Below are 24,393 nucleotides of genomic sequence, written 5' to 3' on the forward strand. Positions count from 1 at the left end.
GGCGTCACGGCGCGTTGACCGCCCGCAGGGACGACGTGCCGACCCGGGCGTACCAGCCGTCCCCGTCGGCGGCGAGCCAGGTGACGGCCTCGTCCACCGGCCACTCCCGCACCGTCTTCCCCGTACGCAGCTCCAGCGCCCGGCACACCCGCCCCGCCGTGACATAGGCCGTGCCGCCACCGATGGCGGGCGGGCAGCGCGCGACGGCGTCGAACGACGTCCGCCACAACGGCCGCCCGCCGTCGGCGAGATCGATCGCCTGCAACACCCTGGCGTCCACCCAGTTCAGCAGGGTCCCGTCCCGGACGACGGGCCCTCGCCTGCCACCGCCCGGCAGCGGCGGCCAGCCGGTGTCGAGCCCGGCGGTGGGATGGCTCCACAGCCGCTTGCCGCTCCCGGGGTCGAAGCCGATCAGGTCCTCCCCGGCGGCGAGCAGCAGACCGGTGCCCGACGCGTGCCCGAGGGCCGTGGCGCCGCTCCCCGCGGTCAGCCGCAGCGGCTCCTTGCGCAGCGGGTCGCCCGTGCGCACGTCGATGAGGTGCAGCTCGTCGGCGTCGCTCAGCAGGGCGAAGCGGTCGCCGCCGCGGCCGTCCGGCGCGGGCAGCGTGACCGGTGCGGTCCGCGCCTGTCCGTCCCTGCCGAGTCCCTTGTACGTCCACGGCTCGCGGCCGGTGACCGCGTCGAGGCAGAACACGCGCGGGTCCAGCGAGCCGGTGTCCGGGACGAGGAGCAGCCTGCCGCCCGACATCGCGGGCGCCCGCCAGTCCCGCGTGTCCTCCTTGCCGCGGGTGCGGGGCGAGCCTCCCGAGGGCAGCGCCCGCGTGTGCAGCACCCGGTCGCTCGACGACCCGCCGCCGTCGTCCAGCGTGAGCAGCCGCCCGCCCGCGACGGCGAACCACTTCACGGTGCCGGGCCACGGCCGCTCCGGACGCCACGGGTCGCCGGACGCCACCTCATAGGCCCTGGCCAGCAGTTCGGGGGCGATCAGCAGGCCGTCGCTGACGCCCCAGAGGGGTTCGCGGGCGGCCGCGGCGGGAGCCTTCCCGTACTGCCAGCGGCTCGTGCCGTCCGCGGCGCCGACGGCCCGGACCACGCCCTGCGAGGCGCTGAACTCCGTGCTCGCCCCGTGCACGAGCACCGTGTCCCCGGCGAGCAGGGCGGACAGCACACCGCCCGCGCCGCCCTCGGCGCCCGTCAGCTCCCAGCGCTGCCTGCCCGGCCGCTTCGACCCCTTCCGCAGCACGGGCCCTTCCTGCTCCGCGTCCACGGCCGGGGACTTCGGGGCGCGGGCGACGGCCCACACGGCGAGTCCGGCGAGCCCGGCTCCGGTGGTGGTGAGGAGGGCGCGGCGGGTGAGGGTGCGGTGGCGTGCGTTTCGGGGGGAGGACACGGGTGCAGGCGCGGTGGCCCGCAGCTGCTCGGTGGGGGCGCCGTCCCCGTCCCTCGCCCCGTCCCTCGCCCCGTCCTCCCGCTCCTCGCCCGCGATCAGCGACCTCAGCGGCTCATCCCGCCACCACAGAGGCGCGTCCGCAGCCGAGGCCAGGGCCAGGACCCGCGCCACGGAAGGGCGTTGCCGCGGGTCCTTGCGCAGACAGTCGGCGACGAGCGCCCGCAGGCCTGCCGTCTCCGGGACGTCGGCGAGGTGCGGCTCCTCGTGCGTGGCGCGGTAGAGCAGCACGGCGACGGGCCCCGAACCGAAGGGCTGCTCGCCGGTCGCGGCGAAGGCGAGGACCGCGCCCAGCGCGAACACGTCGGCGGCGGGACCGACATCGCCCCCGCCGGTGATCTGCTCCGGAGCCATGAACCCCGGCGTGCCGATCATCGATCCGGCCTGGGTGAGACCCGGGTCCCCGGCGGCACGGGCGATGCCGAAGTCGATGACGCGCGGGCCGTCGGCGGTCAGCAGCACGTTGGACGGCTTGAGGTCGCGGTGCACGATGTCCGCGGCGTGGATGCTTGCCAGGGCCTCGGCGAGACACGCCCCGAGCGACCGCACGGCCGCGGCGCCCAACGGCACACCCGCGGCGACCGCACGGCGCAGGGTGACTCCGGGCAGGAAGGCCGTCGCGAGCCAGGGCACGGGGGAGTCGGGGTCGGCGTCGAGCACGGCGGCGGTGTGCGCCCCCGTGACGGCACGCGCGGCGGTCGCCTCGCGCCGGAACCGCTCCCGGTAGTGCGGATCGGCGGCGAGGTGCGCGTGCACGGTCTTGACGGCAACGAGCCGCCCACCCGGACTGCGCCCCAGATAGACCTGCCCCATGCCACCCGCCCCGAGCCGCCGCACGATGCGGTGGCCACCGAGGAGACGGGGGTCGCCGGGGAGCAGGGGGGTGCCGAGGGCCCCGGGGGCCCGGGGGGTTCCGGTCACGGGGCGACGTCTCGGGGGGTGCCGGAGGGGCGGGGGCGGTGTGGGGCGTGGTCGCGGTGCTCGGCTTGGGCGGCGCGGGCGGCACCGGCGGCACTGGCCGGGGAGGCGCTGGCACCGGCACCGGCGGCACCGACCTCGGTGGCAGTGGTCTGAGCGGCGCTGGCACTGGGATCGGCGGCATCGGCCTGGGTGCCGCTGGCACCGGCACCAGCGGCACCGGCTTCGGTGGCACCGGTCTGAGCGGCGCTGGCATCGGCCTCGGCGGTACCGGTCTGGGCGGCGCTGGCACCGGCGCCGGTATTGGCCTCGGCGGCATTGGCGCTGGCGGCACCGGCTTCGGTGGCACCGGTCTGAGCGGCGCTGGCACCGGTCTCGGCGGTACCGATCTGCGCGGTGCTGGCACCGGCACCGGCACCGGCACCGGTATCGGTATCGGCGGCATTGGCGCTGGCGGCACCGGTCTGAGCGGCGCTGGCAGCGGCCTCGGCGGTACCGGCCTGGGTGGCGCTGGCACCGGCGCCGGTATTGGCCTCGGCGGCATTGGCGCTGGCGGCACCGGCCTCGGCGGCATCGGTCTGGGCGGCACTGGCCTCGGCACCGGCGGCACCGGCATCGCCACCAGCACCACCGGCACCGACATCGCAGGCCCCTTGGTGGACGGGCGCGGTCGGGTTCTCCTGCTGCCCGCCCAGCGGCGTCACGTCCGCGTCCCCGGGCCCCGCAACGTGTGCAGCGTGCGGCCCGCGCAGACGTGGAACAGGCCGTCGTGTGCCGCCGTCAGGCTCATGTCGGACGCGGCGGGGACGGGTGCCGCCCACACCGCGTCACCCGTCTCCGCGTCCAGCGCGTACACCCCCCACGTTCCCTCGCCCGTCTCCCCGCCCGGGTCCGGTCCTGAGACGAGGGCCAGGCCGCCCGAGACCGGTGGCGCGCCCTCCTCGATCCACCGGAACTCCGGCCGCGACCACCGTCTCCTGCCCGTACGGGCATCCAGCGCCTCGACGCCGTCCGCCCCGGCGGCCAGCACCGGGCCGCCGCCCTGCGCGGCCCGTGCCGCGACCGCCGTGACCGTGCCCGCGGGCCGGTTCCACACCGTGCGGCGGGTCGCCAGGTCGACCGCCTCGATCCGCTCCTTTGATGCGAAGAAGCCGACGCCCTCGGCGCCGGGATGGGCCTGGGGGCGGCGGGCGCCGTTCGCGACCTCCCGCTCCACCGTGCCGTCGGACGCCTTGAGGACGACCAGCGGATCGTGTCGCGCGTACCGGTCCGTGCCCGGGGCGCCCGAGTCCTCGGCCGCGGCGGCCACGGCAATGCGGCCGCCCGATCCGTCCACGCCGATCACACCCGCCGCGCGCCCCTCGTGGAACCAGAGCTCGCGCCCCGTACGCGCGTCGAAGCCGTACGCGCGCCAGGGCCGGTCCCAGGTGCCCCGCCGCTCCCACTGGGTGCCGTACGAGGCGGAGGTGAACAGACAGGCCACGTCGTCCGACACGGTGAACACTCCTTCGCCGCCCTCCAGTTGGCTCGGCGGCGCGTCCAGGGGACGGGGCGGGCGGTGCCGGTTGCGGGACAGGACGCCCGACGTCCACGCCTCCCGGCCGCCCGCCACGCGCAGGGCGATCAACTCGGGTTCGAACAGGCTGTTCCGGAGTACGTAGACGAGGTCGCCGCGCGTATCGACGCTCCGCAGGTCCTCCTCCGGATAGGTCCAGCGGAGCGTGTTCGTCTCCGCGTCGAGGCGGGTGAGGCCCTTGTCGTCGAGTACGTAGAGGTCCTTGCCGTCGCGCAACAGGGCGCCGCCGTACTCGACTTCACCGATGTCACGGCTCCAGACCAGCTCACCGGCCGGTGGCCGGGACGCCCCGCGCCGCCCGCCGCGGGCCGCGCCCCCGTCCCCGTCCCTGTCCTTGAGGACGACCGCCGCCGTCGTGCCGCCCACGGCCGCGAGGACCGCACCGCCCCAGCCGAGGAGACGTCGCCGGGACGTGCGGTGCGGGGGCGGAGGGTCGTCCTCCGCCCCCGCACCCCCCAGCAGCTCCGCGACCTTGTCCTCCTGGCGGCGGATCAGCCCGGCCACCGGCTGCTGTTCCCACCACGGCTCGTCCGCCGCCCGCTCGGCGCACCAGGCGAGCACCTCCGCGACCGCGGGGCGGGCCGCCGGGTCCCTGGACAGGCAGCGGCCGAGGAAGTCCGGCCACTCCGGGCCCGGCACGCCCACCAGGTCCGGCTCGTCGTGCAGCGTGCGGTGGAGGACCTCGGGGGCGCCGCCCGAACCGAAGGGGCCGCGCCCGGTCGCCGCCACCGCGAGCACCGCGCCGAGTGCGAACACGTCGGTGGCGGGCCCGGGGCGCCCGCCCCGCGCCAGCTGCTCGGGAGCGATGAAGCCGGGCGAGCCGATGGCCTCGCTCTCGGCCGTGAGGCTTTCGTCGGCCGCGCTCTTGGCGATGCCGAAGTCGATGACCTTCGGTCCTCCGCGTGTGATGACGATGTTGGACGGCTTCACGTCACGGTGCACCAGCCCCGCCGCGTGCACCGCGGCAAGCGCCTCGGCGAGCGCGGCGCCCAGCGTGGCGAGCTCGGCGGGCCCGAGCGGGCCGTGCGCGGCCACCGCCTCCGGCAGACCGGGGCCCGCGCAGAACTCGATGGCCAGCCAGGGCTGTTCGGCGTCCGGGCCCGCGTCGAGCACGGCGGCGGTGTAAGGACCGGTGACGGCACGCACCGCGGCCGCCTCGCGACGGAACCGCTCGCGGAACTCCGGGTCGGCGGCGAGATGCCCGTGGACCGTCTTGACGGCGACCGGCCGCCCGGACGCGGACCGCGCGAGATGCACCCGGCCCATGCCGCCCTCGCCGAGCAGCGTGACGATCCGGTACCCGCCGACCTCCACGGCTGCTCCCTCCGTTGCCCCCGACGGACTGTGCGACGCCTGTGGGGCATCGTACGGTTGCGGCCGCCGCGAGATCAGCGGACGGCGGCAGAGTACGAGGAGAACGCGGAAAAACCTTTGGCGTCCCGCCAGTTCATTCTCCTAAAGTGATGCACGTCCAGGTGCGAAGGCAGGACCTACTTCCACTCCTAATGGGGAGGTCGCGGGTTCGAATCCCGTCACCGGCACTCACAGGCCGGTGTAGCTCAGTGGCAGAGCACCATCGTCGGTTCCGCCGAAATGAACTCTGGACACCACAACTTCATGTATTTCCCTGCACCTCCCGGTGCACAGGCAGCGGCTACTTCCTTTGCAGAAAACACGCCGCCGCCACCTCGATCTCGGGAGGCAGCAGCTGGTGTGTGCCCGGTGCGCAGGCAACGGTTACTTCCTGGATCAGAGGGTTGCGGGTTCGAGTCCCGTCATCGACTTCGGGTCGGTGTAGCTCAATTGGGTAGAGCATCCGACAATAGTCCGTCGCCGCTTCTGAACTCGGGCACACTCCTGCCGCCTGTCTCCCCCTCAGTTCTGTACGTCCAGCACGCAACGAATTCGGGGGAATTCTCATGGCGCGTTTCAACACCAAGTCCGTCAAGGCGCGGGTCACTTCCGCGGTGAAGTCGACCGGCCGCACCACCCGCACCCATCAGGGCGGCCGCGGACACCTCCGCGACGCCCGCTCCGAGCTCTTTCTGCTCTCGGTCGCGAACTTCGTTTCCCAGCAGACCTTCTACGAGACGGGCGACCGCCGGGACGACCGGTTCGCCGGTCTCGTGCGCCGCCTCGCCGTCGCGGACCCGGAGTGGACCGCGGGCCTGCTCGGCTGGCTGCGCGGCGACGGCAACATGCGTACGGCCTCGATCGTCGGCGCCGCCGAGTACGTCAAGGCGCGCCTCGACGCCGGTGCCACCGGCGGCCCCACGAGCCGCCAGGTCGTCGCGTCCGTGCTGCGCCGCCCCGACGAGCCCGGGGAGCTCCTCGGCTACTGGACGTCGACGTACGGCCGGGCGGTCCCCAAGCCCGTCAAGCGCGGCATCGCCGACGCCGTGCGCCGCCTCTACACCGAGAAGTCCCTGCTCAAGTACGACACGGCGGCCAAGGGCTACCGCTTCGGCGACATCCTCAACCTCGTGCACGCGGCGCCGGACCCGGCCAAGCCGTGGCAGGGCGACCTGTTCCGGTACGCGCTCGACCGCCGTCACCACCCGGAGACCGCCGTGCCGCCCGAGGGCGCGCGCGTCCTCGCCGCGCACCACGAGCTGATGGCGCTGCCCGTCGAGGAGCGTCGCGCGGTCGTCACCGGCGAGGGTGGCGCCGAGCGGCTCGCCGCCGCGGGCATCACCTGGGAGGCGCTCGCCGGATGGCTGCAGGGGCCCATGGACAAGGCGGCCTGGGAGGCCGTGATCCCGTCGATGGGCGCCATGGCGCTCGTCCGCAACCTGCGGAACTTCGACGGGGCGGGTGTCTCGGACCAGGTCGCGGCGACCGTCGCGGCCCGGCTCGCCGACCCGGAGGCCGTCGCGAAGTCGCGGCAGTTCCCCTTCCGCTACCTCGCCGCGTACCAGCACGCGCCGTCGCTGCGCTGGTCGTACCCGCTGGAGCAGGCGCTCGGCCACTCGCTCGCGAACGTGCCGTCGCTGCCGGGCAGGACGCTGATCCTGGTCGACCGCTCCGGTTCGATGTGGTCGCCGCTCTCGGACCGCTCGCAGCTCAGCCGGGCCGATGCGGCAGCGATCTTCGGCACGGCGCTCGCGCTGCGGGCCGCCGACGCGGACCTCGTGCAGTTCGGCACCAGCAGCCAGCCGGTGAAGTTCGGCGCGGGCGAGTCCGTCCTGAAGATCCTCGACCGCTTCGGCAATCTCGGCGGCACGAACACCACCGAGGCGGTGCGCCGCTCCTACAAGAAGCACGACCGGGTGCTGATCGTCACCGACGAACAGGCGACGTACCACTACCACGGTGATCCGACCGAGCAGGTCCCGGCGGCCGTCCCCGTCTACACCTGGAACCTGGCGGGGTACCGCGCCGGGCACGGCGCCTCGGGCGAGGGCAACCGCCACGTCTTCGGCGGACTCTCGGACGCGGCGTTCCGGATGGTGCAGCTCCTGGAGGCGGGGGAGAACGCCGACTGGCCCTGGGCGGCGGCTTCGGACACGGTGCGTGGCTGAAGGGGAGCAGGCCGTCACCTGCATCCCCCGTTCGGGTCGCATCCGCACCCGCGGATGCGGCTCCTCAGCCCGTGGCTTGTGTGTCTGTTCCATACCGATGTGAGGGCAGTGTCAGCACAGAGCATGGTGCCGCGGGCTCCCGAAGCCTCATACTGCGAATATGACGAGGCCCCCCGGCTCGCGCCGACACCTGCCGAACAGTCCCTTCAACGTGCCTGCCCCGCCCGCCCCACCCGTGGAGCACTTCGAGGTGGGTGACAGGGTCTCCCACGACCAGTACGGCCTGGGGAGGATCGTGGGCGTCGAGGGAGAGGACGCGGTTGTCATCGACTTCGCAGGCCGTCAGGGACGGTTCCTGAGCCCTTACCCGAAGCTGGCCAAGCTCTGATTTCAACCTTGTGACATACATGACATGACGTGACACCACGTGACACGCATGAGGGGCGGCGGACCGCAGGCGCGGACTGCCGCCCCTCAGCGCGTTCGCACGTTCCTCAGAGCGCCTGCGCCGCAGGCTTCACCATGCCGCGCACCGTACGGGACTTGACGAACTGCCCCATAGCGGTCATTTCCCACTCGCCGGTGAACTGCTTGATCAGCTTCGCCATCATGACGCCCGTCTGCGCCTCGGCGTTGGTCAGGTCGAAGCGGACCAGCTCCTCGCCCGACGCCGCGTCGATCAGGCGGCAGTACGCCTTCGCGACCTCCGTGAACTTCTGGCCGGAGAACGAGTTCACCGTGAAGACCAGGCCCGTGACGTCCTGCGGGAGACGGCCGAGGTCGACGACGATCACCTCGTCGTCACCGCCGCCCTCGCCCGTGAGGTTGTCGCCGGAGTGCTTGATCGCGCCGTTCACGATCGACAGCTTGCCGAAGTAGCAGCTGTCGACGTGGTTGCGCTGCGGGCCGTACGCAATGACGGAGGCGTCGAGGTCGATGTCCTTGCCGCGGAACGCGGGCTCCCAGCCGAGACCCATCTTGACCTGCGAGAGCAGCGGACGGCCGCCCTTGACCAGGGACACCGTCTGGTTCTTCTGGAGGCTGACGCGGCCCTTGTCCAGGTTGATCTTCCCGGCGCCGGGCGCGGGCGCGGCGGGGGCCGGGGGCGCGGCAGGAGCGGCGGGCGCGGCCAGGCGCGGGTCGGCGACCGGCGGGGGCGGGCCCTGCACCGGCTGGCCCACCGGGGGAGCCATGGGGGCCGCGGGGGCGGCGGCCGGGGCCGGAGCGGGCTCCTCCACCGAGACGCCGAAGTCCGTCGCGATGCCCGCGAGGCCGTTGGAGTACCCCTGGCCGACCGCACGGGCCTTCCATGCGCCGTTGCGCAGGTAGATCTCGACGATCACGAGGGCGGTCTCGGCGCCGAGCTGGGGCGGCGTGAAGGTGGCGAGCACCGAGCCGTCGTCGGCGTTGCGGATCGTGGCGGTGGGCTCGACGCCTTGGAAGGTCTGGCCCGCCGCGTCCGGGCTCGCGGTCACGACGATCTTCTCGATGCCGGACGGCACGGCCGCCGTGTCGACGGTGATCTTGTCGGGGGTCGTGCCGCCGCCCGACTGGTAGGTCACACCGGGCCCCGAGGGCTGGTTGAAGAAGATGAAGTCGTCGTCGGAGCGCACCTTGCCGTCGGCGGTGAGCAGCAGGCCCGATACGTCGAGCCGCACCGGAGCGGCGACGTCCACCGCCACGCGGGCGGCGGTCAGCGGGATGTTCGAGCCAGGGGTCATAGCTGTCATGCCAGGGGTAACGAACGATCCCGCTTTGCCGTTCCCTTACCCAAGGAAGGATTTTTCCGGGGCCGGCCGACGGCCCGGATCAGCCGCGGTTGCGCGGGTGGGCGCGGGCCGTCCGCTCGTTCCCGTGCTTGTAGTTGCCGGTCCAGCGGGCCATCACCAGCTGCGGGTCGCCGCCCGCCACTTCACCGAGGAACTGCTCGGCGCGGGCACCGCGCAGCGTTCCCGCGGCACGGGTCCCGTGGGTGATCACCACGGTCCCGTCGGCGCGCTCTTCGTACGTGAATCCATGAGGTCTCGGCATGGCCGGGAGCGTACGTCCCGGCCATGCCCGCCGGTACCGAATTACGGACCGGTACCGAGCTACGAACCGGTACCGAACTACGGCACCACCACGATCTTCCGCCCCACCCCGGCGGCGAACCGGTCGAGCGCCTGCGGGTACTCCGTGAGCGAGAGCCGGTCGCTGATGAAGACGTCGGGGTCGAGCACCCCGGCCGCGAAGAGTTCGGCCGCCCGCTCGTAGCTGTGCAGGACCGCCATCGAACCGGTGATGGTGATCTCCTGGTTGTAGATCCGGTACGGGTCGATGCTCACGCGCGTGGCGTAGTCGGCGACGCCGAACTGCAGGAACGTGCCCGCCTTGGCGACCCGGTCGAGACCGTCCTGGATCGCGGCCGCGTTGCCGGTCGCGTCGATGACGACGTCCCAGCCCTGGGGGCGGTCCAGTTCGTCGGGACCTGCCGCCGATCCCGAGACGCCGAGGCGCTGCGCGGTGGCGAGCCGGTCTGCGTTCAGGTCCACGACGTCCACGCTCGCCGCGCCGGTGCGCTTGGCGAGCTCCAGCATCATCAGGCCCATCGTCCCCGAGCCGTAGATCAGGACGTGCGAGCCGAGCCGGGCGCGGAGCACGTCGTAGCCGCGCACCGCGCAGGACAGCGGCTCGATCAGGGCGGCGTCCTGGGTGCGGACGTGGTCGGGCAGGCGCACGCAGTTGGCGGCGGGCGCCACCGCGTACTCGGCGGCGCCGCCCGCGGTGGTCACGCCGATCGCGGCCCACCGCTCGCAGAGGTTGCCCCGGCCGTCCCGGCAGTAGCGGCACTCGTGGCAGTGCAGCGAGGGGTCCACGGCGACCCGGTCGCCGACGGCGAGCGTCGTGACGTCGCTGCCGAGCGCGACGACCTCCCCGGCGAACTCGTGGCCAGGCACGACCGGCAGGGTCGGTGCGAACTCGCCCTGGAGGATGTGCAGATCGGTTCCGCACAGGCCGCACGCGGCGACCTCGACGACGACGTCACGGGGGCCCGGGGTCGGGTCGGGCAGCTCCCCGACGACGGCCTTGCCGACGGACTCGATGATGGCGGCCTTCACTTGACGGCTCCCAACGAAAGGCCCTGGACCAGCTTGTCCTGGGCGGCGAACCCCGCGGCGAGCACCGGCAGGGAGATCACGAGCGACGCGGCGCACACCTTCGCCAGGAACAGGCCCTGGCTGGTGATGAAGCCGGTCAGGAAGACGGGCGCGGTCTGGGCGACGACGCCCGTCAGGACCCGCGCGAAGAGGAGTTCGTTCCAGCTGAAGATGAAGCAGATCAGGGAGGTCGCGGCGATCCCGGGGAGCGCGATGGGCGCCACCACGCGCGTGAGGATCGTGGGCAGCCGTGCCCCGTCGATCTGCGCGGCCTCGATGACGGGCTTCGGCACCTCGGCGAGGAACGACTGCATCATCCACACCGCGATCGGCAGGTTCATCGAGGTGTAGAGGAGGACGAGCAGCCAGATGTTGTCCAGCATGCCGGTGTTCTTGGCGAAGAGGTAGATCGGCAGGAGGCCCGCCACGACCGGCAGCATCTTCGTGGACAGGAAGAAGAAGAGCACGTCCGTCCACTTCTTCACGGGCCTGATGGACAGGGCGTACGCGGCCGGGAGCGCCAGGACGAGGACGAGCAGCGTCGAGGCGAGCGACGCCACCGTCGAGTTGATCAGGGACGGCCAGGGGCTCGCGCCGCCGCCCGTCCCGAAGAAGTCCCGGTAGCCGTCGAGGGTGAGCGATGCGGCGAGCGAGGGCGGGTTGGTCGCGGCGTCCTCCTCCGAGTGGAAGGAGGTCAGCGCCATCCAGGCGATGGGCAGGAAGAACAGGATCCCGGCGAGCCAGGCGACCAGGCCGAGCGCGGACCCGCGCGCGCGGGGACGGGTCTTTCCCGGCGGGTTCTTCACGAGAGCGGACATCAGCGGGACCCCTCCTCACGGAACAGCGACGAGACGACCCGCAGGGCGAAGGTCGCGATGATGATCGAGCCGATGACGACGAGCACGCCCGCCGCGGAGGCCAGGCCGTTCTCGTGGGCCTGGTAGAAGCTCTGGTAGACGGTGTAGGGCAGGTTCGCCGTGCCGAGGCCGCCCGAGGTGATGGTGAAGACGGCGTCGAAGTTCTGCACGATGTAGATCGAGCCGAGCAGGGCGCCCAGTTCGAGGTAGCGCCGCAGGTGCGGCAGCGTCAGATGGCGGAAGACCTGCCAGTTGCTGGCGCCGTCCATGCGGGCCGCCTCGATCAGCTCGGGGTCACGGCTCTGCAGCCCCGCGAGGAGGATCAGCATCATGAAGGGCGTCCACTGCCACACCAGGGAGGCCTCGATGGCCAGGAGCGGGGTGTTGGAGACCCAGTCGGGCTGCGTCGCGGAGTCCCCGCCGATCCAGTGCAGCAGGCCGTTGAAGAGCCCGTACTCGGGGTTGTAGAGCACGTGCTTCCACAGCAGCGCGGCGGCCACGGGGACCAGCAGGAACGGCGCGATGAGCAGGGTGCGGACCAGCCCGCGCCCCTTGAACTTCCGGTTCAGGAGCAGCGCGAGAGCGAGCCCGAGCACCAGGCTCGCGAGCACCACGGAGGCGGTAAGGAGGATCGTGGTCAGCACGGACTTGCGCAGGTCGGGGTCGGTGAGGACCTCGCTGTAGTTGGCGAACCCGGTGAAACTGCGGGCGTCGGGGTAGAGGGCGTTCCAGTCGAAGAAGGAGATCACCAGGGTCGCCACGAAGGGCAGTTGGGTCACGGCGATCATGAAGATGAGGGCGGGCAGCAGGGGTGCCCTGGTCGCCCAGGCGCGCAGTCGTCCCGGTGTACCCGGCGCTCCCGGCGTCCCCGGCCTGCGGGCGCCGGGCACGCGTGTCTGCCCTGCTGCGGTGGTGCTCGCGGTGGCGGTCATCGTCCCTCGTACTCCTCGGAGATCTTCTCGGCGAGCTCCTGCGATTTCTCCAGGGCCGATGCGACGGACTGGCGTCCGGCGATGGCCGCGCTGATCTCCTGGGAGACCTTGGTGCCGAGGTCGGTGAACTCGGGGATGCCGACGAACTGGATGCCGGGCGCCGGGCGGGGCTGTACGCCGGGGTCGCGGGGCCTGGCCCCTTCGATGGCGGCGCGGGTGACGTCCTGGAAGGCGGCGGCTTCCTTGCGGTAGGCGGGGTTGGCGTAGGTCGAGGCGCGTTTGCCCGCGGGGACGTTCGACCAGCCGATCTGCTCGCCGACGAGCTTTTCGTACTCCTTGCCCGAGGCCCAGGAGATGAACTTCCAGGCCTTGTCCGGGTTGCGCGAGGCCTTCTGCATGCCCCAGGCCCAGGTGTAGAGCCACCCGGAGTTCTCGGTCTTCGCCACCGGGGCGGGTACGTATCCGATCTTGCCCTTCACCGGGGACTTGGCGGATTCCAGCGACCCCGCGGCGGCCGTCGCGTCGTACCACATGGCCGTCTTGCCCTGGGTGAGGTTGTTGAGGCACTCGGCATAGCCGGACTGTGCGGCTCCGGACTCGCCGTGCTTCCGCACGAGGTCTACGTAGAAGCGGGTTGCCTTTTCGAACTCGGGGGCGTCCAGGCGGGCCTTCCAGTCCTTCTCGAACCAGGTGCCTCCGAACGTGTTCACCACGGTCGTCAGCGGCGCCATCACCTCGCCCCAGCCGGGCAGCCCGCGCAGACAGATGCCCTTCATCCCCTGCTCCTTGCCGTCCACGCGGGCGGCCAGGTCCGCCACCTGCTGCCAGGTGGGGTGCTCGGGCATGGTTAGACCGGCCTTCTTGAAGACGTCCTTGCGGTACATCAGGAAGGACGACTCTCCGTAGAAGGGCTGTCCGTAGAGCTTGCCGTCGTTGCCGGTGAGGGACTGGCGCATGGGCGGCAGGATGTCCTTCTCGTCGTACGTCCTGTCCTTGCGCGCGTACGAACCGACCTCGTGCAGCCAGCCGTTCCTCGCGTAGATCGGTATCTCGTAGTTGCTGAGCGTCGCGACGTCGTACTGACCCGCCTGGTTGGCGAAGTCCTGGCTGATCTTGTCGCGGACGTCGTTCTCGGGCAGGACGGTGAAGTTCACCTTGATGCCCGTCTCCTTGGTGAAGTGGGCCGCGGTGAGCTTGCGCAACTCGACCATCTGCGGGTTGTTCACCATGAGGACGTTGATGGAGTCGCCTGAACCTGCCCCGCCGGCGCCGGCCCAGCAGCCGGCGAGCAGCGGGGCGAGCAGCGCCCCTGCGGCGGCCGCGGCGAGCGTGCGCGGCCTCCGTCGGCTCGGGGTTCGCATGAAAGCTCCTGGACGTAGAGGGTCGTTTGGGGAAAATCGATGTGCTTCGGGGCGTGCGGGACCCCGTGTCGGCGGTACAGGGGATTGGGAGGGGGAGGGGGCAGGGGAGGGCGTGCGGGGGTGCGGTCAGACGCGCAGGACCTGCGGGCCCAGGAGTGAGTAGCGGTGCGCCTCGGACGCGGGCAGACGGCTGCTCGTGACGATCGTGTCGAGGTCGCCGATCCCGGCGAACCTGCAGAAGCTCGTCGCCCCGAACTTGGTGTGCACACCCAGGAACACCGTGCGCCGCGACGCCCTGATGGCCTGCGCCTTCACCTCGCTGACCGCGGGATCGGGGGTCGTCAGGCCGTGTTCGCGGGAGATGCCGTTGGCGCCGATGTACGCCAGGTCGATGACGAACCCGGCCAGCATGCGGGTCGTCCAGTGGTCGACGGTGGCGAGCGTGCCGGGCCGCACCCGGCCGCCGAGCAGCAGAACGGTGATGTTCTCGGCCTCGGCGAGGGCCCCCGCGGTGGCCAGCGAGGCGGTGACGACGGTGAGCGGGCGGCCCGCGGAGGCGCCGGGCAGCGACTCGGCGACCAGCTGCGGGGTGAAGCCCTCGTCGATGAAGACGGTCTCGGCGTCGCCGACGAGTTCGGCGGCGGCGGCCGCGATGCGCCGCTTCTCCGGCACGTGCATGGTCGTGCGGAAGGCGAGGGTGGTCTCGAAACCCGCGCTCTCCACGGGGTAGGCGCCGCCGTGGGTGCGGCGGACCAGGCCGTGGTCCTCCAGGGCCCTGAGGTCACGGCGGACGGTCTCCTTGGCGACGCCGAGCTCACCGGCGAGGGCCGTCACGTCGACGGACCCCGCGTGCCGGGCCGCGTTGACGATCCGCCGCTGACGTTCCTCCGCGGTCATCGGCGCCACCTTCTTCCCCTGGGTCTGCGGTCTGCGCGGTGCCCGTTCGGGCCCTGTGGGGAAGTTCTACAGCGCGGACAAGGGGGGTTACCAGGCTCCGAGCGGGCACGATGATGCCCGTATCTGCCCGCTTGGCGGGGCGACGGCCAGTGGGACCGGCCTCGGGCGTGCCCGTTTGTGGGGGCGGAAGCGCCCGTTCGGTGCCCGAATGGGGGCGAGCGGGCGCGGATTCCTCAGTACGGCCACACCGGCGGGTTCGTGCAGAAGTGGCCTCCCAGGTGCGCGTGGTCCGGGTTGGCCGGGTCCAGCTCGCCCTGCTCCGCGACCAGCTTCTCCGCGTAGTCCTCGGAGTCGTCCTGCGGGTCGTAACCGAGCGCACGCGCGGAGGACAGGTCCCACCACAGGCGGGTGTTGGCCGACGAGCCGTACACGACCGTGTGCCGCACGTCCTCGGCGGTGAGGGCCGCGTGGAAGAGCCGGGCCCCGTCGCCGGGGCTCATCCAGACCGAGAGCATCCGCACGCTCGACGGCTCGGGGAAGCACGAGCCGATGCGGACCGACACGGTCTCGATGCCGTGCTTGTCCCAGTAGAACCGGGCCAGGTCCTCGCCGAATGACTTCGACAGGCCGTAGAAGGTGTCGGGGCGGCGCGGGGTGTCGACCGGGATCAGCGGGTCGTCGCCCTGCGGGCGCGGGGTGAAGCCCACGGCGTGGTTGGAGGAGGCGAAGACGATCCGCCGGACGCCCTCCTCGCGGGCCGCCTCGTAGAGGTTGTACGTGCCCTCGATGTTGGCCTTGAGGATCTTGTCGAAGGTCGACTCCAGGGAGATGCCCGCGAGATGGAGGACCGCGTCGGTGCCCCGCACGGCCTCGCGCAGGGCGTCCCGGTCGGCGAGGTCGGCCGTGACGGCCCCCGGCTCGTCCGCCAGGGGGCGCACGTCGAGCAGGCGCAGGTCGTATCCGTACGAGGGCAGGAGCCCGCGCATCAGGGTGCCGAGGCCGCCGGCTGCGCCGGTGAGCAGGACGGTGCGGGGAGCGGGCATGCGGGTCTCCTCGGGCGACGCGTACTCATGCGCGTACAGAATTCACACTCTTGGATGGGCGTCAAGTTAAGGATCTCCGTCGCGCGGCGTCAAGTAGGCCGCGGAGGCGGCAAGTCCGCTCGTCCGCGGGGAGTTCATCCGCTTGACCGGCCCCAAGAGGGCGCCTTAGCGTGGTGGCGTTCAGAAATATGGACGTGAATCAGAACCGTGCACGCCTAGGGAGAGCCCGTGACGTCAGCCCCCCTCGCTTCCCGACTCCGCGTCCCCAGCGGGCCGCTGTTCTTCCCGGTCACCGCGTACGGGCCCGACGGCGCTCTCGACCTGGACACCTTCCGCGCCCATGTGCGCGACGGCATCGAGGCCGGTGCGGCGGCTGTGTTCGCCTGCTGCGGCACGGGCGAGTTCCACGCCCTGACCCCCGAGGAGTTCCAGGAGTGCGTCGCCGCCGCGGTCGACGAGACCGCGGGGCGGGTGCCGGTGGTCGCGGGCGCCGGATACGGCACCGCGCTCGCCGTGCGGTACGCACGCCTCGCCGAGGAGGCGGGCGCCGACGGGCTGCTCGCCATGCCCCCCTACCTCGTCGTCGCCGAACAGGAGGGGCTCGTCCGGCACTACACGGAACTGGCCGCGGCCACCTCCCTGGACGTCATCGTCTACCAGCGCGACAACGCCGTCCTCACCCCGGAGTCGGTCGTCGAACTCGCCCGCGCGGACGGCGTCATCGGCTTCAAGGACGGCCTCGGCGACATGGACCTGATGCAGCGCACGGTCAGCGCCGTGCGCAGCGAAGTGCCGGGCGACTTCCTGTACTTCAACGGCCTGCCGACCGCCGAGCTGACCGGCCTCGCCTACCGCGGCATCGGCGTGACCCTCTACTCCTCGGCCGTCTTCTGCTTCGCGCCGGACATCGCACTCGCCTTCCACCGCGCGTTCAACGCCGGTACGCCGGAGGGGGACGCCGTCGTGAACCGCCTCGTCGACGGCTTCTACCGGCCCTTCGTGGAGCTGCGCGCCCTCGGCCGCGGTTACGCGGTCTCCCTCGTCAAGGCGGGCGTGCGGCTCGGCGGCCTGGACGTCGGCCCCGTGCGGCCGCCGCTGCACGAGCCCGCCGACGACCACGTCAAGCGGCTGGCCGAACTCGTCGAGCAGGGCCGTGCGCTGCTCGGGGACGCGAAGGGCACCGTATGAAGGCCGCCGCGTTCCGCATGAAGGCCGCCGCTTTCCTCTACCCGTGGGACGTCGTCGGCGACCCCGAGGCCCCCGGGCGCCTGGCCCGCCTCGGCGTCCGCCAGGTCACCCTCGCCGCCGCCTACCACTCCACGCGCGCGCTGACCCCGCGGCACCCGCGCCACCGCATCGTCACCGCCGCGCACGCCGCCGTCCTCTACCCGCCCGGCGACCACTGGCAGGAGCGCGAGCTGCGGCCGTACGCGGCCGGGGACTGGGCGCGGGGCGATGCCTACGGAGAGGCGGCGCAAGCCCTGCGCGACGCCGGGCTCGACGTGCACAGCTGGGTCGTCCTCGCCCACAACTCCCGCCTGGGCGACGACCACCCGGCGACCTCGGTGGTCAACGCCTACGGAGACCGCTACCCCTGGGCGCCCTGCATCGCACAGCCCGCCACGCGCGCGTACCTGGCCGACCTGGCGGCGGAAGCGGCCGTACGCCCCGGGACCGGCACGCGCGGCACCGAGCTGGAGTCCTGCGGCTGGTACGGCCTCGCGCACCTGCACGCCCACGACAAGATCGCGGGCGTCCCCCTCGGCGAGGCCGGGCAGTACCTGATGTCGCTCTGCTTCTGCCCCTCCTGCCGTGCGGGGTACGCAGCACTCGGCACCGACCCCGACGAGCTGGCGGACGCCGTCCGCCGCGCCCTGGAGCCCCTCTGGCGAGGCGGCGAGGAAGCCGACGGCTGGGCGGCCGTCGAGAAGCTCCTCGGTGCGGACCGGGCGGCGGCCACGCGCGCGTGGCGCGAGGAAACCGCACGCACCCTCCAGGAGACCGTCGTCGGCGCCGTCCGCGCAGCGGCCCCCGCCGGGTTCCAGGTGCTGCTCCACGCCGACCCGGTGGCCTACCACTGCGGTGCGAACGCGGGCGTCGACCCCGCGCACATCCTCTCCGTGGCCGACGGCGTGGTCGTGCCCTGCACGGGCGGCGCGCACCTGCTTGAGCCGTTCGCCGCGCGGGCCGGGGAGGGAGCGGTCCTCGCCGCCAACCTCACCGTGGTGAGCGGCATGGGCGGCAGCCCCGCCACCCTCGCCGCCGATGCGGCACGCGCCGCGGAGCTCGGCGCCACCGAACTGCGTCTCTACCACGCCGGATTGGCCTCCGACGCGGACCTGGCCCTCGTCACGAAGGCACTGTCGCCCACGGAGTGATCACCGATACGATCCGCGCACCACAACCATCACTCCTGTATCAGGGGACAGAGGGGGAAAAGGTGCGCAACAAGGGGATATCCGCGCTGGTCTGCGCAGGAGTGATGGCGGGCGCGGCGGTGCTCGGCGGCGCGGTGCCCGCCGCCGCCCGGGCGGCCACCGGACAGGAAGCCGCCGGGTCCGACGTCCGCGACCGCCTGGAGCGCATACCGGGCATGACGGTGGTCTCCGTCGCGGAGAAGGAGGGCCACCCCCTCTACACGCTGACGTACGAACAGCCCGTCGACCACCGCAAGCCGCACGGCGCCACCTTCACGCAGCGGGCCACCCTCTGGCACAAGGCCACGGACAAGCCGACCGTCCTCTACACCGGCGGCTACACCCTCGCAGGCGGCACCACCGCTCTCACCAAGCTGATCGACGCCAACCAGGTCAGCGTCGAGCACCGCTACTTCGCCGAGTCGCGGCCCAAGGGCGCCGCGGGCGACGACTGGTCGAAGATGACCGTCGAGCAGGAGGCGGCCGACGAGCACCGCCTCACTCAGGCCCTGCGCGGGATCGAGAAGGGCAAGTGGCTCGGCACCGGCGCCAGCAAGGGCGGTATGACCGCGACGTACCACGAGCGGTTCTACCCCGAGGACCTTGACGCGGTCGTCGCGTTCGTCGCGCCCAACGACGCCGACAACCGCGACGACAGCGGCTACGAGCGCTTCTTCAAGACCGTCGGTACGAAAGAGTGCCGGGCCGCGCTGAACGCCGTGCAGCGCGAGATGCTCGTACGACGCGATGCCCTGCTGCCCAGGTTCGAGAAGGAAGCGGCGGCCGAGGGATACACCTTCGACCAGACCCTCGGCACCACGGACCGTGCCTACGAGTTCGCGGCCCTCGACCAGGTGTGGAACTTCTGGCAGAGCGGCGCAGAGGCCGACTGCGCCACCGTCCCCGACGCGAAGAAGACCGGCGACGACGAGCTCTGGAAGTGGTCGAAGGACCACGGCTTCAGCGTCTACCGCGACCAGGAGCTCGGCACCAACGGCACGGGCCCCTACTACCGCCAGGCGGCCACCCAGCTCGGCTGGGCGGACCTCAGGTTCAAACACCTCGACGGCGTCCGCCGCCACCCCGGCATCTACCAGCCGAACTCGGTGCTGCCCGCCGCCATGCGGGGCACGTACAACAACCACACCATCGCCGACGTCGACCGCTGGGTGCACAAGCGCGGCCAGCGCATGATGTTCGTCTACGGCGAGAACGACCCGTGGAGCGCCGAGAAGTTCACCCCCAGCCGCCACGACTCGTACCGCTACGTGGTGCCCGGCGCCAACCACGGCGCGTCGATCGCCGGGCTGCCCGCGGCCGAACAGAAGAAGGCGGTCGCGACCATCAAGCGCTGGGCCGACGTGAAGTAACCCGCGCCCGGGGCCTCAGCAGGGGCGCGGCGATCAGCAGCCGCGCCCCCGCGAGGACCGGGAGCAGGATGCGGAAGTCGGTGCTCTCCACGAGCGCCGCGCCCGCCGCGATGCCGACCGCGGTCGGCGCGAACATCAAGGTGCTCGCGGTGGCCGCCACCCGGCCGAGGAGCGCGTCCGGCGTCTCGCGCTGCACCGCCGTCAGGCCCGCGATCAGTACGCAGGGCAGCCCGATGCCGTTCGTGAGGCTGCCCGCGATGACCGCGGCGTCGCTCGGGACCGCGGTGAGCACCGCTGCGAGGCCCGTCACGGCGATGCCCGCGCCGCCGAACCACCGCGCCCCGAACCGCCGCATCAGCGCCCCCGACGCCAACCCCACAGCGACGGACCCCGCGCCCTGCACGACGTACAGGACGCCCGTGTACGAGGGGGAGCGGCCCAGGCCCTCGACGATCGCGTAGACCAGCGCGCCGCTGATGCCCGAGGTCAGCATCGTCAGACCGCCCGCCACCACGAGGGGCCGCAGCCGCTCGTGCCCCCACAGGTGCCTTACTCCCTGCGCCGTCCGCGCCCGCAGGGGCGTGCGGTCGGGTACCGGTGCGCTCTCCCGCACCCGCAGCAGCGCGAACATGCCCGCCGCGAGCACGAACGTCACCGCGTCCAGGAGGGCCACCCGGGCGCCCCCGTACGCGGCGAACAGGCCCGCCCCGGCGAGCGGCGCCACCAGCTTCATGCCCTCGTTCGCGGACATCCGCAGGCCGTTGAAGTCGCCCAGGAGGTCCTTGTCGACGGCTGTCGCGGCCAGGGCCGCCTCCGCCGCGTCGGTGACGACGCCGCACGTCCCGTACACCAGGAGGACCGCGAAGAGGATCCACAGGCGGTCCTGGCCGTCGACCGCGAACAGGGAGAGCAGCAGCGCGCCGAGCGCCAGGTTCGCGGCCACCAGGAGCGGCCTGCGGCGCGTGCGGTCGGCGAGCGTGCCGAGCAGCGGGCCCGCCAAGGTGGGCGCCCACATCGCCAACTGGCAGAGCGCGGCGAGCCCGTCCGAGCCCGTCAGCTCCTTCACCCAGATCCCGGAGGCCAGCCACAGCGCGGAGGTCCCGAACCCGGAGACCACCACGGCGCCCAGGTACAGACCCGCGTTGCGGTCCCGCAGGACGCGTCCGATCGTCGTTGTCATGCCTGGTGATGCTGGTTCCTAAGGCCCCTGCGGGGGTATCGGGCGGCTTCCCTAAGGGTGGCGATGACTTCACGGCGCGCGGCGGGTCTACAAGGGGAGACGTACCGACTTCGCCGACTCAGAAGGACCTCTCATGACCGACATGCTCGACCTGGGGCCGCAGGCCCGCCTCGTGGCCCGGATCGCCGAACGCGTCACCGACGAACAGCTCTCGGCGCCCACCCCCTGCCCCGACTACGCGGTGCGCCACCTCCTCGGCCACATGATCGGCCTCTCCCACGCCTTCCAGGGGGCCGCTCGCAAGGAGTTCGGCCCCGCGCTGGACACGGCCCCCGGGAGCTCCCTGCCCGATGTCGCCCCGGGCTGGCGGCCCGAGCTGGCGCAGGCGCTCGCGGGGCTGGCCCGTGCGTGGCGCGACCCCGACGCCTGGCAGGGCATGACGCGTGCGGGCGGTCTCGACCTGCCCGGCGAGGTCGCGGGACTCGTCGCCATCGACGAACTCGTCGTGCACGGCTGGGACCTGGCCCGCGCCACCGGCCAGGAGTACGACCCCGACGAGGCGAGCCTGGGGGCGGCCCAGGCGCTGCTCACACCGGCCGAGAGCAGCGAAGACGGAGGTGAGGGCGGGCTGTTCGGAACGCCGGTGCCGGTGCCCGCTGACGCGCCCCTGCTGGACAGGGTGATCGGGCTGAGCGGGCGGGATCCCGGCTGGGGGACGGGGGCCTGAGTCGGGCGTGCAGCCAGGGCCGGGCGGGGCCCCCGGGCCAGGGCGGGTCCAGGTATGGATCAGGTAAAGGGTCGGTCCATGGTCTCCCCATGGCCGGGTTGATGCGCGTAGACAGACCTTGACCTGCCCGAACCCTGATGCGGAGACGCAACACATGCGCAAGTCCCTACGCGTGGCCGGCCTGGCCACTGCCTGCACCGTCGCCGGCGCCGCCCTCTACGCCTCCGGCGCCGCCACCGCCGACCAGGCCCGGCCGCGGCCCACCAAGGAGCCCCACAACATAGGCCTCCTCGTCGGTGAGATCGACGAGTACTACGGCGCGACCAAGGGGGCCGACGGCGTCTGGAAGTCCTCGCCCGACAGCCCGTACGCCAAGGACCTGGCCCGCATCCAGGCCAAGGCGAAGAAGGACATCAAGAAGGCCGCGCGCAAGGCTCATCAGGGCCACGGCGGCCACGGCGGCCAGGGCGCGCGCGGCAAGAAGCCCGCGATCGTCCTCGACGTCGACGACACCGCACTGCTCAGCTTCGACTACGAGAAGTCCACCAACTTCACGTACAACAACGACAGCTGGGACGCGTACGTCAAGGCGGCCAAGCGCCCCGCCGTGTTCGGCATGCCCGAGCTGGTGAAGTACGCGAAGAGCCGGGGCGTCGAGGTCTTCTTCCTCACGGGCCTGGCCGAGTCGCAGCGCGAGGGTGCCGTCACCAACCTCGCCAAGGCGGGCTACGGGACGTCGCTGGACCGCACGCACGTCTTCACCAAGAACAAGGCGAACCCCCCGGCCTACCTCAGCCACTGCGCCACGCCGGACGCCTGGAAGTGCGACACCGTCCAGTTCAAGGAAGGCACGCGCAAGCACATCGAGTCGACCGGCTACAACATCGTCGGCAGCTTCGGCGACCAGGTCTCCGACCTCGCGGGCGCCTACGCGGACAAGACGTACAAGCTCCCCAACCCGACGTACTTCGTGGGCTAGGAGCCCGGTCGACGCCGCGGCCGGGAAGTCGGCACAGCGAGATAGGTTGCAATCCTGACTAGGTCGCCTTACGGTCTAGGTAGCTCAGACGCTCAGGGTTGGGGGACTCACATGACCATTTCGCCGGACTTCTCGGCCGCATCGACGGCCGTCGCGGCCACGCTCGCCGTCTACTTGCTCGTCGGCGAGCCGTGGGCCGGACGCCGGATGTACGGCTCGCTGGCCCGCCGCAGGGACACCGAACCCCGCGCCCTGGTCCGCTACTTCGGGCTCGTCCTCACCCTCTGGTGGGCCTTCGCCGCCCTCGCCGCAGCGGCCCTGCTGCTCTCGCCCGGCACTGGCGCCGCCGACTTCGGCCTCACGGCGCCCGAGCGGCCCGGGTACGTCGTGACCGGGATCCTGCTCGCCACCGCGATCGCCGTGGCCTCCGGACGCAACTTCCACGACCTCGCCAGGCAGGGCAAGAACGTGCCGGGGCTCGCCGCCATCGAGGCGATGCTGCCGCGCACCGCCGAGGAGCGCAGGCTCGCGATCGCCGTCGCCGTGACCGACGGCCTCTGCGCCGAACTCGTCTACCGCGGCCTCCTCATCGCCTTCGGCGTCGGCGCGCTCGGCCTCGACCTCTATGCGGCGGCGGCCCTTTCGGTCCTCGTCTACGCGGTCGCCGGTCTCTACCAGGGCCGCAAGGGCGTCCTCGTCTTCGCGCTCTTCGGCGCCATGCTCACCGCCCTCTACCTCGCCACGGGCAGCCTCCTGCTCCCCGTCGCCGTGCACGTCGTCCTCTCCGTGCGCGATCTGACGCTGCCCGCGCCGGAGAAGCCGCGCGCCGTGCAGGCCGCCTGAGGACCCGCCGCCCGAACGTCCGCCGCCCGAAAGGCAGACCCGAAGTGACGACAGACCGCCGCGCCAGCTGGTTCAAGGGCGTCCTCGACCTGCTCGTGCTCGCCAGTCTCACCGACGGCGAGAGCTACGGCTACGAGATCGCCAAGCTGCTCGGTGCCGCGGGCTTCGGCCAGATCAAGGGCGGCACGCTCTATCCCGTCCTCAACCGCCTGGAGGAGGCCGGCCTGGTCGCCGCGGAGTTCCGCGCCACCGAGAAGGGGCCGGGGCGGCGCTACTACCGGCTCACCGACGCCGGGCGGGAGACCCTCGGCGAACAGGGCGGGCTGTGGCTCGCCTTCAACGGATCCGTACGCGAAGTCCTCGCGAAGGCGGGAGTGGAACCACGATGAACGCGATATCTGCCACCAACGCGCAGTACGAGTACGAGCGGGACGGCTACCTCATCGGTCTCGCCGAGCGGCTGCGGGCGCACGGTCTGCCCGCCGACCGCGTCGAGGCGACCGTCACCGACCTCGCCGCCCATCTGGAGGAGTCCGGGGCGAAGGACGCGGAGGCCGAGTTCGGGCCCGCAGAGGAGTTCGCCGCCCAGCTGGTGCCCGCCACGGGGGAGCGGGCACCGCGGGCGGCGGGCGAGGCGCCGGGCGATGCGGTGGAGACCTGGCGCTGGACCGCCGACATCTACCTCGACGAGGAGCTCCTGAACCGCTTCGGCGACGAGGGCTGGGAGGTGGAGCGCGTCGACGCCATCGGCCGCTTCGTCAGCCACCGGGACGTGGCGCAGCCGCAGCGCTGGGAGTACCGGCGCGAGCTGGTCACGCGCGGACGTGAGGGGCTCGACGAGCGGCTCGCGCCCGACGGCTGGGAGGCCTGCGGGACCTGGGTGATCTACGCCTGGTTCAAGCGGCCGCGGGCGGCGAGCCTCGGGCCCGCGGCCCGCGTGGAGTCGCCGCCGCCGGTGCCGGAGCGGTCCGGCTTCTTCAGCCGGAAGTTCTACGCGCTGCTTGCCGTGCTCGCCCTCGCGGCGGTCGTGGCGGGCGTCTCGGTGGCCGTCGACGACGGCGATGCGAGCTCCGGTGCCGGGTTCGTGGTGGGGCTGTTCGCCGGGGCGGGAGCGGTCGCCGCCGTGGTGTGGGCCCTGCAGATGTGGCGCGGGCGCCGCCCCTGACCCGCGGGGGACGGGTGGGGCGG

General features: G+C 72.4%; 22 protein-coding genes and 1 tRNA gene. 11 read left to right on the top strand and 12 right to left on the bottom strand.

The window, feature by feature from the left end; translation table 11 throughout:
- Nucleotides 1-4: 4 nt before the first annotated feature.
- The 3 genes from ABZV77_RS31830 to ABZV77_RS31840 are packed head-to-tail and all read right to left on the bottom strand — an operon-like array spanning nucleotide 5 to nucleotide 5,255.
- Complete coding sequence (locus ABZV77_RS31830) at nucleotides 5-2,368, bottom strand: protein kinase (protein WP_356264301.1); 2,364 nt, start codon at nucleotides 2,366-2,368, stop codon at nucleotides 5-7.
- Nucleotides 2,365-3,069 carry a hypothetical protein gene (locus ABZV77_RS31835; protein WP_356264304.1) on the bottom strand — a complete coding sequence of 235 codons (705 nt, stop codon included), beginning with the start codon at nucleotides 3,067-3,069 and terminating at the stop codon, nucleotides 2,365-2,367. Before ABZV77_RS31835 ends, ABZV77_RS31830 begins: the two co-directional genes overlap by 4 nt.
- Nucleotides 3,066-5,255 carry a protein kinase gene (locus ABZV77_RS31840; RefSeq protein WP_356264307.1) on the bottom strand — a complete coding sequence of 730 codons (2,190 nt, stop codon included), beginning with the start codon at nucleotides 5,253-5,255 and terminating at the stop codon, nucleotides 3,066-3,068. The genes ABZV77_RS31835 and ABZV77_RS31840 overlap by 4 nt, the downstream gene beginning before the upstream one ends.
- 154 nt (nucleotides 5,256-5,409) lie before the next feature.
- On the opposite strand from ABZV77_RS31840, the gene ABZV77_RS31845 reads away from it, so the two are divergent.
- From ABZV77_RS31845 to ABZV77_RS31855, 3 genes are all read left to right on the top strand, one after another.
- Nucleotides 5,410-5,479: transfer RNA gene (locus ABZV77_RS31845), tRNA-Arg, on the top strand.
- 381 nt (nucleotides 5,480-5,860) lie between these two features.
- A complete protein-coding gene (locus ABZV77_RS31850; RefSeq protein ID WP_356264310.1) occupies nucleotides 5,861-7,462 on the top strand; it encodes a TROVE domain-containing protein in 1,602 nt (533 codons plus the stop codon).
- 160 nt (nucleotides 7,463-7,622) lie between these two features.
- Nucleotides 7,623-7,850 carry a CarD family transcriptional regulator gene (locus ABZV77_RS31855; protein WP_055564387.1) on the top strand — a complete coding sequence of 76 codons (228 nt, stop codon included), beginning with the start codon at nucleotides 7,623-7,625 and terminating at the stop codon, nucleotides 7,848-7,850.
- A gap of 106 nt (nucleotides 7,851-7,956) precedes the next feature.
- On the opposite strand, the gene ABZV77_RS31860 is transcribed toward ABZV77_RS31855, so the two are convergent.
- The 8 genes from ABZV77_RS31860 to ABZV77_RS31895 form a co-directional block, all read right to left on the bottom strand.
- Nucleotides 7,957-9,183: a TerD family protein gene (locus ABZV77_RS31860; protein WP_356264313.1), complete on the bottom strand. Its 1,227-nt coding sequence runs from the start codon at nucleotides 9,181-9,183 to the stop codon at nucleotides 7,957-7,959.
- An 88-nt stretch (nucleotides 9,184-9,271) separates the two neighbouring features.
- Entirely contained in the window at nucleotides 9,272-9,493 is a 222-nt protein-coding gene (locus ABZV77_RS31865) for a hypothetical protein (RefSeq protein WP_356264316.1), read from the bottom strand.
- Nucleotides 9,494-9,570: 77 nt separating this feature from the next.
- Nucleotides 9,571-10,560 carry a zinc-dependent alcohol dehydrogenase family protein gene (locus ABZV77_RS31870; protein ID WP_356264319.1) on the bottom strand — a complete coding sequence of 330 codons (990 nt, stop codon included), beginning with the start codon at nucleotides 10,558-10,560 and terminating at the stop codon, nucleotides 9,571-9,573.
- On the bottom strand, nucleotides 10,557-11,417 hold the full coding sequence (locus tag ABZV77_RS31875; RefSeq protein ID WP_356264322.1) for a carbohydrate ABC transporter permease: 861 nt from the start codon (nucleotides 11,415-11,417) through the stop codon (nucleotides 10,557-10,559). Before ABZV77_RS31875 ends, ABZV77_RS31870 begins: the two co-directional genes overlap by 4 nt.
- Nucleotides 11,417-12,388 carry a sugar ABC transporter permease gene (locus ABZV77_RS31880; RefSeq protein WP_356264325.1) on the bottom strand — a complete coding sequence of 324 codons (972 nt, stop codon included), beginning with the start codon at nucleotides 12,386-12,388 and terminating at the stop codon, nucleotides 11,417-11,419. Before ABZV77_RS31880 ends, ABZV77_RS31875 begins: the two co-directional genes overlap by 1 nt.
- On the bottom strand, nucleotides 12,385-13,749 hold the full coding sequence (locus tag ABZV77_RS31885; RefSeq protein ID WP_356264328.1) for a sugar ABC transporter substrate-binding protein: 1,365 nt from the start codon (nucleotides 13,747-13,749) through the stop codon (nucleotides 12,385-12,387). Before ABZV77_RS31885 ends, ABZV77_RS31880 begins: the two co-directional genes overlap by 4 nt.
- A gap of 126 nt (nucleotides 13,750-13,875) precedes the next feature.
- The gene (locus ABZV77_RS31890; protein ID WP_356264331.1) at nucleotides 13,876-14,646 is read right to left on the bottom strand and encodes a DeoR/GlpR family DNA-binding transcription regulator; all 771 of its coding nucleotides are present in this window, start codon (nucleotides 14,644-14,646) and stop codon (nucleotides 13,876-13,878) included.
- A gap of 233 nt (nucleotides 14,647-14,879) precedes the next feature.
- Nucleotides 14,880-15,689, bottom strand: a complete 810-nt coding sequence (locus tag ABZV77_RS31895; RefSeq protein ID WP_356264334.1) for an NAD(P)-dependent oxidoreductase — start codon at nucleotides 15,687-15,689, stop codon at nucleotides 14,880-14,882.
- 228 nt (nucleotides 15,690-15,917) lie between these two features.
- Between ABZV77_RS31895 and ABZV77_RS31900 the strand changes: the two genes are divergently transcribed.
- The 3 genes from ABZV77_RS31900 (at nucleotide 15,918) to ABZV77_RS31910 (ending at nucleotide 19,476) form a co-directional block, all read left to right on the top strand.
- On the top strand, nucleotides 15,918-16,877 hold the full coding sequence (locus ABZV77_RS31900) for a 5-dehydro-4-deoxyglucarate dehydratase (RefSeq protein ID WP_356264337.1): 960 nt from the start codon (nucleotides 15,918-15,920) through the stop codon (nucleotides 16,875-16,877).
- A 17-nt stretch (nucleotides 16,878-16,894) separates the two neighbouring features.
- Nucleotides 16,895-18,067, top strand: a complete 1,173-nt coding sequence (locus ABZV77_RS31905) for a hypothetical protein (protein WP_356264523.1) — start codon at nucleotides 16,895-16,897, stop codon at nucleotides 18,065-18,067.
- Between the two features lie 62 nt (nucleotides 18,068-18,129).
- The gene (locus ABZV77_RS31910) at nucleotides 18,130-19,476 is read left to right on the top strand and encodes a S28 family serine protease (RefSeq protein ID WP_356264340.1); all 1,347 of its coding nucleotides are present in this window, start codon (nucleotides 18,130-18,132) and stop codon (nucleotides 19,474-19,476) included.
- Here the strand turns inward: ABZV77_RS31910 and ABZV77_RS31915 are convergent.
- Nucleotides 19,451-20,656 carry an MFS transporter gene (locus ABZV77_RS31915; RefSeq protein WP_356264342.1) on the bottom strand — a complete coding sequence of 402 codons (1,206 nt, stop codon included), beginning with the start codon at nucleotides 20,654-20,656 and terminating at the stop codon, nucleotides 19,451-19,453. The genes ABZV77_RS31910 and ABZV77_RS31915 overlap by 26 nt on opposite strands.
- A 133-nt stretch (nucleotides 20,657-20,789) precedes the next feature.
- On the opposite strand from ABZV77_RS31915, the gene ABZV77_RS31920 reads away from it, so the two are divergent.
- The 5 genes from ABZV77_RS31920 (at nucleotide 20,790) to ABZV77_RS31940 (ending at nucleotide 24,370) form a co-directional block, all read left to right on the top strand.
- A complete protein-coding gene (locus ABZV77_RS31920) occupies nucleotides 20,790-21,383 on the top strand; it encodes a TIGR03086 family metal-binding protein (protein WP_356264345.1) in 594 nt (197 codons plus the stop codon).
- A 154-nt stretch (nucleotides 21,384-21,537) separates the two neighbouring features.
- The gene (locus ABZV77_RS31925) at nucleotides 21,538-22,362 is read left to right on the top strand and encodes an HAD family acid phosphatase (protein ID WP_356264348.1); all 825 of its coding nucleotides are present in this window, start codon (nucleotides 21,538-21,540) and stop codon (nucleotides 22,360-22,362) included.
- Nucleotides 22,363-22,473: 111 nt separating this feature from the next.
- Complete coding sequence (locus tag ABZV77_RS31930) at nucleotides 22,474-23,205, top strand: CPBP family intramembrane glutamic endopeptidase (protein WP_356264351.1); 732 nt, start codon at nucleotides 22,474-22,476, stop codon at nucleotides 23,203-23,205.
- A gap of 44 nt (nucleotides 23,206-23,249) precedes the next feature.
- Nucleotides 23,250-23,594 (top strand): PadR family transcriptional regulator, encoded by a 345-nt coding sequence (locus ABZV77_RS31935; protein WP_356264354.1) that lies wholly within the window; start codon nucleotides 23,250-23,252, stop codon nucleotides 23,592-23,594.
- A complete protein-coding gene (locus tag ABZV77_RS31940) occupies nucleotides 23,591-24,370 on the top strand; it encodes a hypothetical protein (protein ID WP_356264357.1) in 780 nt (259 codons plus the stop codon). Before ABZV77_RS31935 ends, ABZV77_RS31940 begins: the two co-directional genes overlap by 4 nt.
- The last annotated feature ends 23 nt before the right edge of the window (nucleotides 24,371-24,393 follow it).

Origin of the sequence: Streptomyces sp. NPDC004732 (assembly GCF_040609235.1) — a bacterium.
Classification (GTDB): Bacteria; Actinomycetota; Actinomycetes; order Streptomycetales; family Streptomycetaceae; genus Streptomyces.